The following is an 11,945-nucleotide window of genomic DNA, read 5'->3' on the forward strand; positions in this document are numbered from 1 at the left end:
CCCGGCGTGGGAGGGGCCCTTCGTCGTTCTTACTTGCCGAAGCCGGCGCGCCGCAGCGCGTCCGCCATCGAACCACTCGCGGGAGGCGGCGTGGCGCGCTGCTGGCCACCACGCTGCTGACCGCCGCCGCGTTGCGGACGACGGTCACGGCCACCGCCACCGCCATTGCCGCCCTGCTGCTTCGGAGCGGGCTTGCCCGGCTCGTCGGTCAGGCGCAGCGTCAGGCCGATGCGCTTGCGGGCCTCGTCGACCTCAAGCACCTTCACGCGCACCACGTCACCGGACTTCACGACGTCGCGCGGGTCCTTGACGTAGTTGTTGGACAGCGCCGAGATGTGCACGAGACCGTCCTGGTGCACGCCGATGTCCACGAACGCGCCGAACGCGGCCACGTTCGTCACGACGCCCTCCAGCACCATGCCGGGCTTGAGGTCGGCGATCTTCTCGACACCGTCGGCGAAGGTCGCGGTCTTGAAGGCCGGGCGCGGGTCGCGGCCGGGCTTCTCCAGCTCCTTCAGGATGTCCGTGACGGTCGGCAGACCGAACTTGTCGTCCACGAACTTCTCGGGACGCAGCTTGGTCAGCACCGCGGTGTTGCCGATCAGCTCGGCACCCGCTTCCTCCTGCATCCTCCGCACGACCGGGTACGCCTCGGGGTGCACGGACGACGCGTCCAGCGGCTCGTCGCCACCGCGGATGCGCAGGAAGCCCGCGCACTGCTCGAACGCCTTCGGGCCGAGCCGCGCGACGTTCTTCAGTGCGGCCCTGGTCCGGAACGGGCCGTTCTGGTCGCGGTGCAGCACGATGTTCTCCGCGAGACCGGCGGTGATGCCGGAGACGCGGGTCAGCAGCGGCACGGAGGCGGTGTTCAGGTCGACGCCGACCGCGTTCACACAGTCCTCGACCACCGCGTCCAGCGAGCGCGACAGCTTCGCCTCCGCCAGGTCGTGCTGGTACTGGCCGACACCGATGGACTTCGGGTCGATCTTCACCAGCTCGGCCAGCGGGTCCTGCAGGCGCCGTGCGATCGACACCGCGCCGCGGATCGACACGTCGAGGTCCGGCAGTTCCGAGGAGGCGTAGGCGGAGGCCGAGTAGACCGACGCACCCGCCTCGGAGACCACGATCTTGGTGAGCTTCAGCTCGGGGTGGCGCTTGATCAGGTCGGCGGCGAGCTTGTCCGTCTCGCGCGACGCCGTGCCGTTGCCGATCGCGATCAGGTCGACGTTGTGCTGCTTGGCCAGGGCCGCGAGCTTGGCGATCGACTCGTCCCAGCGGTTCGCGGGCACGTGCGGCTGGATGACGCCGTGCGCGACGACCTTGCCGGTGGCGTCGACGACCGCGACCTTCACACCGGTGCGGTAGCCGGGGTCGAGACCCATCGTGGCGCGGGTGCCGGCCGGGGCGGCCAGCAGCAGGTCGCGCAGGTTCGACGCGAACACCCTCACGGCCTCGTCCTCGGCGAACTGGCGGAGACGCCCGCGCAGGTCGATGCCCAGGTGGACGAGGATGCGGGTCCGCCACGCCCACCGCACGGTGTCGGTGAGCCACTTGTCGGCGGGGCGGCCGCGGTCGTCGATGCCGAAGCGGGCCGCGATGCGCACCTCGAACGACGACGGGCCGTCTTCCTTCGGCTCCTCCGGCTCCAGGACGAGGTCGAGGACCTCCTCCTTCTCGCCGCGGAACAGCGCGAGGATGCGGTGTGACGGGAGCTTGGTGAAGGGCTCGTCGAACTCGAAGTAGTCGGCGAACTTGGCGCCCTCGGTCTCCTTGCCCTCGCGGACCTTGGAGACGACGCGGCCGCGCGTCCACATCTGCTCGCGCAGCTCGCCGATCAGGTCGCCGTCCTCGCCGAACCGCTCGACCAGGATGGCCCGCGCGCCCTGCAACGCGGCCGCGGCGTCCGCGACCTCCTTGCCGGGGTCGACGAACTTCGCGGCTTCTTCCTGCGGGTTCAGCGTGGGGTCGCCCAGCAGCGCGTCGGCGAGCGGCTCCAGGCCGGCTTCCCTCGCGATCTGGGCCTTCGTGCGGCGCTTCGGCTTGTAGGGGAGGTAGAGGTCCTCGAGCCGCGCCTTGGAGTCGGCGGCGAGGATCTGCGCTTCGAGTGCCTCGTCGAGCTTGCCCTGCTCCCGGATCGAGGTGAGAACCGCCGCGCGGCGCTCCTCCAGCTCGCGCAGGTAGCCGAGCCGCTCCTCGAGCGTGCGCAGCTGCGCGTCGTCGAGACCGCCGGTCGCCTCCTTGCGGTATCGGGCGACGAACGGGACGGTCGCGCCACCGTCGAGCAGTTCGACAGCAGAGCTGACCTGGCCCGCGGCCACGCCGAGCTCGTCAGCGATCTTCTGGTGGATGAGCGTTGTCACAGCGCGCCATTCTGCCCGTTGCCCGATTCCGCGTGGCACGGTGTCCAGGTGACCATCGCCGAGGTCGTTCCGTCCCTGCTGTCGGGCCTGGACGTTCCGGGTGCCGACAACACCCTGGACCTGCCGTCCGCCCGGCGTGTCGTGCTGCTGCTCGTCGACGGCCTGGGCCACGAGCTGCTGCGCACCCACGCCGATCACGCCCCCTTTCTCGCTGCGCTGCCCGGCCGGGAGAGCTCCGCGGGCTTCCCGTCCACGACCGCCACCAGCCTCGCCTCGATCGGCACCGGCCTGCTGTCGGGCGAGCACGGCATCGTCGGCTACACGTTCTGCGTGGGCGACGAGGTGCTCAACGCCCTGACGTGGTCGCGAGCCGGCGATCACCACCACGACCTGCGCAAGACGCTCGTGCCCGAGGTCGTCCAGCCACACCCGACGCTGTTCGAACGCGCGGCGGCGGCCGGAGTCGCGGTCAGCGCGGTCGCGCCGATGAACCATCGCACCAGCGGCCTCACCCGTGCCGTCCTGCGCGGCTCGTGGTTCCGCGGCACCGCGGGCTTCGGCGACCTGGCGCTCGGCGCGGTCGCGGCGCTCGGCCAGGACCGCGCGTTCTGCTACGCCTACCACGCGGACCTCGACACGATCGGCCACTTCTACGGGCCGGGCTCCGACGAGTGGTTGCTGCAGCTGGAGTTCGTGGACGCGCTGGCCGAACGCATCGCCTCGCGGCTGCCACGCGACTCGATGCTCGTCGTGACGGCGGACCACGGCATGATCACCACGTCCGACCGGATCGACTTCGACACGGAACCCGTGCTGTGGGAGGGAGTCCGGGTGATCGCCGGTGAACCGCGCGTGCGCTACCTGCACACCGGGTCCGCGGAAGTCCTCGACGTGTGGCGGGAGTTCCTCGGCTCCAGGGCGGACGTGTTGTCGCGGGAGGAGGCCGTGGACGCGGGCTGGTTCGGCCCTGTCGGCCCGCTGGCCTTCGATCGCATCGGCGACGTCGTCGTGGCGATGAAGGGCTCGGCGGTGGTGGTCCGCAGCCAGGCCGAGCCCGTGCTGAGCAACCTGAAGGGCATTCACGGCTCGCGGACCCGTGCGGAACTGGCAATTCCGGTGCTCTTCCACCGCTCGTCCTAGGATCACCGGACGTGACGATCTCCTTGCCCGGACCGGTCGCCTTCGTGCTCGGCGGCGGAGGCAGCCTCGGCGCCTCGCAGGTGGGCATGCTGCGCGCGCTGGCGGAACACGGCGTGCGCCCGGACCTCGTCGTCGGCACCTCGGTCGGCTCGGTCAACGGCTCCCTGCTGGCACTGGACCCGGAGAAGGCGGCCGCGCGACTGGCCGTGCTGTGGGAGGGCATGACCCGGCAGCGGGTGTTCCCCGGCGGCCCGCTCGCACAGCTGCGGTCGTTGCACACCAACAAGACCTACCTGTTCCCGAACACCGGCCTGGCCTCCGTGCTGGTGGAGGGTTTGGACGGGTGCGCGTCGTTCGAGGACCTGACGCTGCCGTTCGGCGCGGTGTCGGTGGACTGCGTGACGGGCGAGGCGGTCAACATCACCTCCGGGCCCCTGGTCCCGGCGATCCTGGCCAGCGCGGCGATTCCCGGCGTGTATCCGCCGGTGCGCATCGACGATCGCGTGCTCTACGACGGCGGGGTGCTGGCGAACGTGCCGATCCGGCAGGCGCTGGCGATGGGCGCGCAGTCGCTGGTCGTGCTGGACTGCGCGTTCCCCGGCCACCTGCCGACGGTGCCGCAGACGCTGGCGGAGACCTTGTTGTTCTGGGCCACCTTGGGCATGCGCAACCAGGCCGTGCTGGAGGTGGAGCTGGCGTCGCAGCACGCGCCGGTGCTGTACCTGCCGGGGCCGCCGGTGCAGGCCGTGACGCCGCTGGACTTCTCGCACACGGCGGAGCTGGTGGAGGTTTCTCATCAGGCTTCTGCGGCGTTCCTGACTTCGTTGGAGATCACCGGGGTCGGGCTGTACGGCCACCCCTCACACGGCTGAGACATCGGCTCATTTGGAGCCTTTACCGATTCGGTTGGCCTGTAACTCGCTCATACCTCCGATGACCTCTTGAGTGCGGCCGTCGATTGGCGTAGACCTTTGCGCAGTACACCGAGCACGTCTTCCTACCGCCGCAGGAGGCGTCCACCAGGAGGCTGGCTCGTGCGCGAAACGTTGCGTCGTCTCGGCGTGTTGATGACCGCCGCTCTACTCGTTGTCGGCGTGAGCTCCCCGGCGCGCGCCGAGGTGCTGCACCCGCGGCAGGACTGGCTGCGGGCGTCGACGTCAGGTCTGTTCCTGCACTGGGGAATGCGGACGAACCCCGGCTACACCAGTTGCACCGCTTGGGAAGCGGCCGTCACGAACGGCGGCTGGACGGCCAAGTACTGGGTGGACGAGGCGAAGAAGCTGCACGCGCAGTACCTCGTGCTGGCGTCGTTCCACTCGCGCCTGGGCTACGCGCGGGCGTGGCCGTCGTCGATCCCCGGCAGCTGCTCGACGAAGCGCGACTTCCTCGGCGAGCTGATCGACGCCGCCTCGGCGGAGGGGCTGAAGGTCATCAACTACATGACCGACGACCCGCAGTGGCACAACGAGGGCGGCCACGAGTGGCTCGACTCGGCCGGCTACTCGAAGTACAAGGGCAAGACGGTCAACCTGCAGGAGCGCCCCGGCTTCGGCCAGTTCAGCTACGACAACTTCGTCGAGGTGATGCAGCGCTACCCGAAGCTCGCCGGGTTCTGGATCGACAACGACAACGCCTACTGGGAGCAGAACGGCCTGTACGAGCGGATCCGGCGGGAACGTCCGGACATGGTCCTCAGCAACAACAACGAGGACACGCCGATCATGGACACGATCAGCAACGAGCAGAAGACCGGCATGACGCCGAACTACGACTACCCGCAGGCGGTCTACACGGCGGCGCCGCGGCTGATCGAGGCGTGCTTCAAGCTGCCGAGCTCCGGCGCTTGGTGGTACTCGGGCTCCAACTCCGCTGTCGACTACAAGCTGACGCTGGGCCGCCTGATCACCAACGCGGGGTCGGACGTCAAGGCGTTGATGGCCGAGACCGCGATGGTCAACGGGAAGTTCCCGGCGAACCAGGCCGCCTTCAACAACTTCACCGCCACCTACCTGCGGGACATCTGGGAGTCGATCGGTGGCACGTACGGTGGTGGCTACCTGCACGGTGGTCTCAAGCCGGGGTTCTGGAACGACGGCGCGCACGGTGTCACGACCGTGTCCAAGGCCAACCCGAACCAGCACTACATCCACGTGATCACGAGGCCTTCGGGTGCGACTTTGAAGGTGCGGGACAACGGTTACAAGGTCAGCCGGGTGACGAACCTGCGAACTGGCGCCTCGGTCTCGTGGACGCAGTCGGGTGGGACGATCACGCTCAACGGCATCTCGAACTGGGACCAGTACGACACCGTGTTCAAGGTCGAGACGGCTGGCCGTGAGGGGATCATTCCCCCGTCGTCGTACACGATGAGCGCGTCGGCGTCCGGATCTGGGCACCCGCCTCGCACGCGGCGGACGGCAACTACCAGACCTATTGGGACGCAACGGGTGCGGGGACGGTGTCGCTGCGCTTCGACCTGGGGTCGGCGAAGAAGGTCTCGTACGTCGCGCTGAACCAGCGTGAGGACTCGACGACGCATCCGGCGTCGAACTCGGCGCGCATCAAGGGCTACAACGTCTACACGTCCAACGACGGTACTAATTGGACGAACGTGAAGTCCGGGTCGTTGGCCAACCATCGCGGTGTGCAGTTCATCGACCTGCCGGCCAACACGACGGCGCGGCACATCCGGGTGGAGAAGACGTCGACGCAGGGCAAGGCACAGCTGCGGATCGACGAGGCGTGGCTCGGCTCGGCCTACCCGGGGGCGGGCGGGCCTGCTCCGTCATCGCGGTACGAGGCGGAGAACGGCCTTGTGTCGCAAGGTGTTGTGGAGTCGAACCACGCCGGGTTCTCCGGCACCGGCTTCGTCAACTACGACAACATCGCGGGATCAGCGGTCGAGTTCAAGGTGACGAGCGATGTGGCCGGACCGCGCCAGGTGACGCTGCGGTTCGCCAACGGCACGACGGCGAACCGGCCGCTCGACATCTCGGTCAACGGTCGGCTCGCGGTGGACGAGCAGGCGTTCGCGGGCACCGGGGCGTGGACGGCGTGGCAGACCGCGACCGTGACGCTCGATCTCGAAGCGGGCGAGAACACGATCAGGGCGACGGCGACGACCGCGAACGGCGGCCCGAACCTGGACTACTTGGAGATCTAGCACAACAGCGCGCGTTCGATGTTGTGCTCGGCGATTTCCCGCATCGCGTCCCGGTGCGGGAAGTTGCCGTCGAGCAGCCGAAGCGGACCCTCCACCAGCGACAGCGGGTGGGCTCTCATCCGGTTCCCTCCTCTCCGGCTGCGGTGACGGTTCCCGGTCGCGTCCCCCTCGCGCTTCCTCTTGTCGCGGGCGAAGATGACCATGGCTTTGTGACATCTACTAGAGAACGTCCGGCCCAGATGTGGACGAGGTTCACTCGGTTGAGTGAGTCGGCGCTCCTGCTGAGATCCTCGACCACGATCGCGTTAGCGGTCGGTCAGCGCGAACTGCGGCGGTGACGTCCCGGCCTCGGGTAGCGCGGGTGCGGGACGTCAGGAGCAGGTCACGCCCGCTCGCATGGTTGAACAACAGGCCCGGCTCGTGCGCGGGCCAGTAGTCCGCAGCGCGACGCCGCAAGTGAGGCGATGAGCGTCAGGCGGTTGGCGGCCTGCAGCCAGGCGAAGCCGCGTAGACGGTCCACGTCGCGCAGCAATCGGCCGTACGCCGCGTGCGCGTTGCCCGCCAGATCGGCCACCCCCAGATGTGCCACGCTCCGCGACGTTAGACGGGCGCGTGAAACTGGTGCCAACACTCACGGGGCGAGCGGACACGAACAGGTATGACGACCGAAGACCCTGACGACCGCGCGTTGTGGTCGCAGGCCGCTGGGGGCAGTCCGTACGCCTTCGGGGTGCTGTTCGACAGGCATGCCAAAGCGGTCTACAACCACTGCTTCCGGTTGACCGCGTCGTGGGCCGCGGCCGAGGACCACCTGCAGGCCACGTTCCTGATGGCGTGGCGCAAGCGCGACAACATGCCCGCGCTGGAGCGTGAGTCGGCGTTGCCGTGGTTGCTCGCGGTGGCCACGAACGTCGTGCGCAACGACCAGCGGTCCCTCGGGCGGTGGCTGCGGCTGTTCGCTCGGGTGGCCGAGGAGCGGCCGGTGCCTGACCACGCCGACCACGTCGCCGAGCGGATCGACGACCAGCGGCGGATGAAAGAGGTGCTCAAGGCTGTCGCGCGGCTGCCTCGCAACGAACGGGAGGCGCTCGCCCTCTGCCTGTGGTCCGGGGTGTCCAACGCCGACGCGGCCGCCGTGCTCGGGATCGCCGAGGGCAGTGTGCGGGCGCGGGTCAGCAAGGCCAGGTCCCGGCTGCACCGGATTCTCGGTGAGCAACGCGAGGTCGTCCCGCTCGCCGCACTGACCGTGGAGGACCGATGACCAGCATGCTTCCGCCCACTCGCGACCTGCCGCCGGGCCGCCAGGACGAGATCCGCGTCGAGATCGAACACGCCGTCGCGGGACGCGGCCAGCGGCGGATGAGGCTCGCCCCGGTCCTCGCCGCGGCCACCGCGGTCGGTGCCGTGGCCGCCGGGGTGGTGTTCCTCGCGCCGTCGTCGCAGCCGCAGACCGCGAACCAGCCGGCCCCGATGACGACGCAGGCCACGTCGGCCGCTCCGACCACGAGGCCCGCGCCGGTCATCCCCGGCCTCTCCGAGGAGCGGATCGCCGCAATCGAGAAGGGCTGCCAGGAGTCCGCGGGTGTCCAGGGCACGCCGAAGCTCTACCAGCACGTGGGTTCCGGGCAGGGAGCCTTCGCGTTGATCTACACCTCCAATGCGGTGCTGACCTGCACGCTCGACAGCGGTGGCATGCCCTTCAACTCCGGCTTCTCCAGCGGGTTCGACCCGGAGTGGTTGCCGGGGCACTTCTCGGCGGACAGCCTCGGGGCGTCGACCGGCGGTGACGTACCGGGCAACAAGCCGATCTACCGGGGCGTGCACGGCTACCGGATCGCGGCCGGCCGGGTCGACTCGAAGGTCGCCAGGGTGACGCTGACCGCGGACGGGCAGACGGTCGACGCCACGATCGCGAACAACACCTTTGTGGCGCGCATCGTGCACCCCACGACCTGGTCGCCCCCGGAGGGGACCGATTTCGGCGAGGTCAGGGCCTACGACGCGGCCGGCAACCTGCTCGGCACCAACAACGGATCCGGCAACAAGTGTTTCGTCAACCCGCAGGGCGTCATCGTCTCCGGCGGGTGGCGGGACCCGAACACCGATCCCAAGACGTGCGAGCCCGCGCAGCCGTGGCGCTAACGGGCGCTACCAACCGGTAGCAACAACCGACATACTGGTTGGTATGACGACTGTGGCGAACTTCGGCGGCACCAGCCACCACGCGGACCTCGACGGGCCCGTGCACTGGGTCGACTTCGGCGGACCGGAAGACGGTCCGAAGATGGTCCTGGTGCACGGGCTCGGCGGTTCGCACCTGAACTGGGCACTCCTCGCGCCCTTGCTCGCGCAGAAAGCCCGCGTCACCGCCGTCGACCTCGCGGGCCACGGCCTGACCGCCCCCGAGGGACGCCAGACCACGGTCCAGGCCAACTCGAAGCTGCTCGGCCGGTTCGTCAGGGAGGTCGTGGGGGAGCCGGTGATCCTCGTCGGCAACTCGATGGGCGGGATGATCTCCCTCTTCCACACCGCCTACAACCCCGGCCTGGTCAGGGGCCTGGTGCTGGTCGACCCCGCACTGCCGATGGTGTTCGGCACGCGCCCCGACCCGCTGATGCTGAGCACCTTCTTCATGTACTCGGTGCCGGGGCTGGGGGAACGGTTCCTCGCCAAGGCCAGGACCGTCCCCGCACGCAGGCAGGTCGAACGGGTGCTGGAGCTGTGCTGCGCCGACCCGACGACCATTCCCGAGGAGCTCAAGAAGGCGAGTGAGCACCTCATCGGCGAACGCGCCAAGATCCCCGGCCTCGACGCCGCGTTCCTCGCTGCCGCGCGCAGCACCGTCTTCACGACGTCGAAGCGCGGCGCCTACTACGCGGCCATGAAGAAGGTCCGCGTTCCCGTGTTCCTGATGAGCGGCGACCGCGACCGGCTCGTCAACGTCGCCGCCGCCCGGTACGTGGCCAGGAGGCACCCGCACTGGCGCTACGACGAGTACGAGGGCATCGGTCACGTGCCCCAGATGGAGATCCCCGAGGTCGTGTCCGAGCGGGTCCTGGACTGGATGGACGCCAACCGCCTGAGCACCGCGGCCAGCTGACCGAACGTGAGCCGCTCGCGCAGCACGGGGGCGGCTCCCGTCAGCACGAAGTGGTCGTCGAGCTGCTCCACACCGGTCAGCTGGATGCCGCGCGGCAGCTCCGGCACCGCGAACACGCGCGCCGGCAGCCACCGGTGCAGCCGCACGTGCAGCTCGGAGCCGACCAGCTGGACCCTCAGCGGCAACCAGCCGACCAGTTGCAGCTCCGGAATGTCCGAATGCGCCACCTCGACGCGGAACTCCACGGGCGACGACACCAGCGTCGCGGGCGGGTTCACGTGGACGTCGCGGCACACGACGGTCGCGCGGCGGGCACGCCAGCGCGACCACCGCACGTTCTCCAGCTCGATGCGGAGGTCGTCGACCTGTCCGAGCGCCAGCCCGAGGGCGCCCAGCCGTGCGTCGAGGCCCACCACGGTCAGGTGCAGGTCGTGCGCACCCGCCTGGACCGTCAGATCGTGCCTCAGCCCTGCTCGTCCTTCTCGGCCGCCAGTGCCACCATCTCGTCGAAGCCCGCGCGGATGCCGTCCGCGAGCAGCTGGACGTCCGGCACACCGTCGAAGTCGGCGTTGATGCCGAAGGTGAACTTGTCCAGGTAGGAGAAAATACCGACGGTGATCCGGATCGTCGAGGCGATCGGCACGTACGGGAACATCTCCACCAGCGGCCGGCCGAGCATGTAGAGCGGGATGCGCGGGCCGGGCACGTTCGTGGTGACGGTCTGCAGGATCTGCTGCGGGAACCGCATCGCGGTCCGCGAGCCCAGCGCCATCAGCGTCGGCGCGGCGAAGTTCGACAGGTTCGTGATCACGTCGGCGCCGGCGGCCTGGCGGGAGTTCTTCAGGTCGTCCATCTGCGTGCGGATCGACGCGAGGCGCTTCACCGGGTCGGCCTCGCCGACCGGCAGGTTCACCAGCACGGCGCTGACGCGGTTGTTCAGCTCGTTGTGCTGGTCGGCCTTGCGCATCGACACCGGGACCATGGTCCGCACGACCATGCCGTCGATCAGCTCGCCGCGCTTTTCCAGCAGATCACGGAAGCCGCGCGTGACCGCCGTGAGGATCACGTCGTTGACCGTGCCACCGGCGGCCCTGCGCACCTGCTTGATCTCGGCCAGCGACGCGCGCGCCCACACCCAGCGGCGGTGTGGCCCGATAGGACCGTTCAGCGACGTCGCCGCCCGCGTGACCAGTCGCCGTGCCGTGCCGGGCAGCGAACCCAGCACCGACTTGCCGAAGTCCAGGATCTCGTTGAGCGACCGCAGGTTCCGCGCCAGCGCGGGCAGGGCGGCGAGGTGCTGCACGGGGGTCACGACGGCGTCGCGCACCCCGTCGACCACCAGGTCGAGGGTCGACGGCTGCGCCGCCGGCTTCCACTGCGCGGGCTCCGGGACAACGCTTTCCTTCTGGAAGTCCAGCATGAGCTGGAGCATGTCCGTTCCGGACACTCCGTCGATCATGCAGTGGTGGACCTTGGAGATGATGGCCCAGCGGCCGCCTTCGAGGCCCTCGACGAGCCAGGCCTCCCACAGCGGCTTCGAGTCGTCGAGCTTCTGCGCGAAGATCCGGCCCGCGAGGTTGCGCAGCTGGTCCTCACCGCCCGGCGACGGCACCGCGGTGTGGCGCACGTGGTAGAGGACGTTGAAGTGGTCGTCGTCGACCCAGACCGGACGGCCCACGTGGAACGGCAGGGCCTTCACCTTCTGCCGGTAGCGCGGCACGTGCTCCAGCCGCGACATGAAGAGGCGGATCACATCGCCGTAGGACGGGGCCGGCCCGTCGAAGACCAGGACGGAGCCGACGTGCATGGGCACGTTCTCGTCCTCGATGAAGTAGAAGCCTGCGTCCAAAGAGCTCATCCGATCCACTCGAAAAATGCTAGAGGACCGAAGCTTGGAGAATCGACGTCCATGCAGGTGAGAGGCACTGCACACGTGTGAGGTTGCCAACGCGTTACCTGGACGTGGCGAATCGAGACTCGAAAGTACTGGCAAAAAGATCGTTCACGAAACATCATGGACTCACTGGGCAACGCGGCCCGGTGACGCCGGCTCGGGAGCAATAGTCAAGACCTGTGGATGAAGATCTTTATGCTGCGGTGGGTGGTGCGTGTTCGTCGGGTCGTTCGACGAGTGTGCCGTTCTCGAAGCGGGCGCCGGCTCGGACCAGAGCGACCAGTTGCG

12 protein-coding genes and 1 pseudogene are annotated in these 11,945 nt (G+C 69.0%); 8 read left to right on the forward strand and 5 right to left on the reverse strand.

The window, feature by feature from the left end; translation table 11 throughout:
• Positions 1 to 29: 29 nt before the first annotated feature.
• Positions 30 to 2,360: a Tex family protein gene (locus tag ABFX45_RS24580; protein ID WP_346132154.1), complete on the reverse strand. Its 2,331-nt coding sequence runs from the start codon at positions 2,358 to 2,360 to the stop codon at positions 30 to 32.
• Between the two features lie 48 nt (positions 2,361 to 2,408).
• Between ABFX45_RS24580 and ABFX45_RS24585 the strand changes: the two genes are divergently transcribed.
• The 5 genes and pseudogenes from ABFX45_RS24585 (at position 2,409) to ABFX45_RS24605 (ending at position 6,663) form a co-directional block, all read left to right on the forward strand.
• Positions 2,409 to 3,500 (forward strand): alkaline phosphatase family protein, encoded by a 1,092-nt coding sequence (locus ABFX45_RS24585; protein WP_233439596.1) that lies wholly within the window; start codon positions 2,409 to 2,411, stop codon positions 3,498 to 3,500.
• Positions 3,501 to 3,511: 11 nt separating this feature from the next.
• Entirely contained in the window at positions 3,512 to 4,372 is an 861-nt protein-coding gene (locus ABFX45_RS24590; protein ID WP_346132156.1) for a patatin-like phospholipase family protein, read from the forward strand.
• Positions 4,373 to 4,681: 309 nt separating this feature from the next.
• Positions 4,682 to 6,013: an alpha-L-fucosidase gene (locus ABFX45_RS24595; RefSeq protein WP_346132183.1), complete on the forward strand. Its 1,332-nt coding sequence runs from the start codon at positions 4,682 to 4,684 to the stop codon at positions 6,011 to 6,013.
• A pseudogene (locus tag ABFX45_RS24600) lies at positions 5,950 to 6,168 on the forward strand (discoidin domain-containing protein); the annotation flags it as partial. The gene ABFX45_RS24595 and the pseudogene ABFX45_RS24600, both read left to right, overlap by 64 nt.
• On the forward strand, positions 6,145 to 6,663 hold the full coding sequence (locus ABFX45_RS24605; RefSeq protein WP_346132185.1) for a CBM35 domain-containing protein: 519 nt from the start codon (positions 6,145 to 6,147) through the stop codon (positions 6,661 to 6,663). The pseudogene ABFX45_RS24600 and the gene ABFX45_RS24605, both read left to right, overlap by 24 nt.
• Here the strand turns inward: ABFX45_RS24605 and ABFX45_RS24610 are convergent.
• Both ABFX45_RS24610 and ABFX45_RS24615 read right to left on the reverse strand, forming a co-directional pair.
• Positions 6,660 to 6,782, reverse strand: a complete 123-nt coding sequence (locus ABFX45_RS24610; RefSeq protein ID WP_346132158.1) for a hypothetical protein — start codon at positions 6,780 to 6,782, stop codon at positions 6,660 to 6,662. The genes ABFX45_RS24605 and ABFX45_RS24610 overlap by 4 nt on opposite strands.
• A gap of 263 nt (positions 6,783 to 7,045) precedes the next feature.
• Positions 7,046 to 7,252, reverse strand: a complete 207-nt coding sequence (locus tag ABFX45_RS24615; protein ID WP_346132160.1) for a hypothetical protein — start codon at positions 7,250 to 7,252, stop codon at positions 7,046 to 7,048.
• A 69-nt stretch (positions 7,253 to 7,321) separates the two neighbouring features.
• Between ABFX45_RS24615 and ABFX45_RS24620 the strand changes: the two genes are divergently transcribed.
• From ABFX45_RS24620 to ABFX45_RS24630, 3 genes are read left to right on the forward strand one after another with little or no spacing between them, the layout of a single operon-like run.
• Positions 7,322 to 7,924, forward strand: coding sequence for an RNA polymerase sigma factor (locus ABFX45_RS24620; RefSeq protein ID WP_346132162.1), 603 nt, complete (start codon positions 7,322 to 7,324; stop codon positions 7,922 to 7,924).
• Positions 7,921 to 8,805: a hypothetical protein gene (locus tag ABFX45_RS24625; RefSeq protein ID WP_346132164.1), complete on the forward strand. Its 885-nt coding sequence runs from the start codon at positions 7,921 to 7,923 to the stop codon at positions 8,803 to 8,805. The genes ABFX45_RS24620 and ABFX45_RS24625 overlap by 4 nt, the downstream gene beginning before the upstream one ends.
• A gap of 43 nt (positions 8,806 to 8,848) precedes the next feature.
• Positions 8,849 to 9,763, forward strand: coding sequence for an alpha/beta fold hydrolase (locus tag ABFX45_RS24630; RefSeq protein WP_346132166.1), 915 nt, complete (start codon positions 8,849 to 8,851; stop codon positions 9,761 to 9,763).
• Here ABFX45_RS24630 and ABFX45_RS24635 read toward each other — a convergent pair.
• On the reverse strand, positions 9,673 to 10,176 hold the full coding sequence (locus ABFX45_RS24635; RefSeq protein WP_346132168.1) for a hypothetical protein: 504 nt from the start codon (positions 10,174 to 10,176) through the stop codon (positions 9,673 to 9,675). The genes ABFX45_RS24630 and ABFX45_RS24635 overlap by 91 nt on opposite strands.
• A gap of 50 nt (positions 10,177 to 10,226) precedes the next feature.
• Positions 10,227 to 11,621, reverse strand: a complete 1,395-nt coding sequence (locus ABFX45_RS24640) for a WS/DGAT/MGAT family O-acyltransferase (protein WP_346132170.1) — start codon at positions 11,619 to 11,621, stop codon at positions 10,227 to 10,229.
• Positions 11,622 to 11,945: the final 324 nt, after the last annotated feature.

The sequence above is a fragment of the Lentzea roselyniae genome (genome assembly GCF_039537795.1).
GTDB lineage: Bacteria > Actinomycetota > Actinomycetes > Mycobacteriales > Pseudonocardiaceae > Lentzea > Lentzea atacamensis.

Bases quoted from the DNA above. Each gene is read 5' to 3' on its own strand.
- ABFX45_RS24595 (WP_346132183.1), top strand. From the start codon at position 4,682: ATGCGGACGAACCCCGGCTACACCAGTTGCACCGCTTGGGAAGCGGCC.
- ABFX45_RS24610 (WP_346132158.1), bottom strand. From the start codon at position 6,782: ATGAGAGCCCACCCGCTGTCGCTGGTGGAGGGTCCGCTTCGGCTGCTC.
- ABFX45_RS24620 (WP_346132162.1), top strand. From the start codon at position 7,322: ATGACGACCGAAGACCCTGACGACCGCGCGTTGTGGTCGCAGGCCGCT.
- ABFX45_RS24625 (WP_346132164.1), top strand. From the start codon at position 7,921: ATGACCAGCATGCTTCCGCCCACTCGCGACCTGCCGCCGGGCCGCCAG.
- ABFX45_RS24630 (WP_346132166.1), top strand. From the start codon at position 8,849: ATGACGACTGTGGCGAACTTCGGCGGCACCAGCCACCACGCGGACCTC.
- ABFX45_RS24640 (WP_346132170.1), bottom strand. From the start codon at position 11,621: ATGAGCTCTTTGGACGCAGGCTTCTACTTCATCGAGGACGAGAACGTG.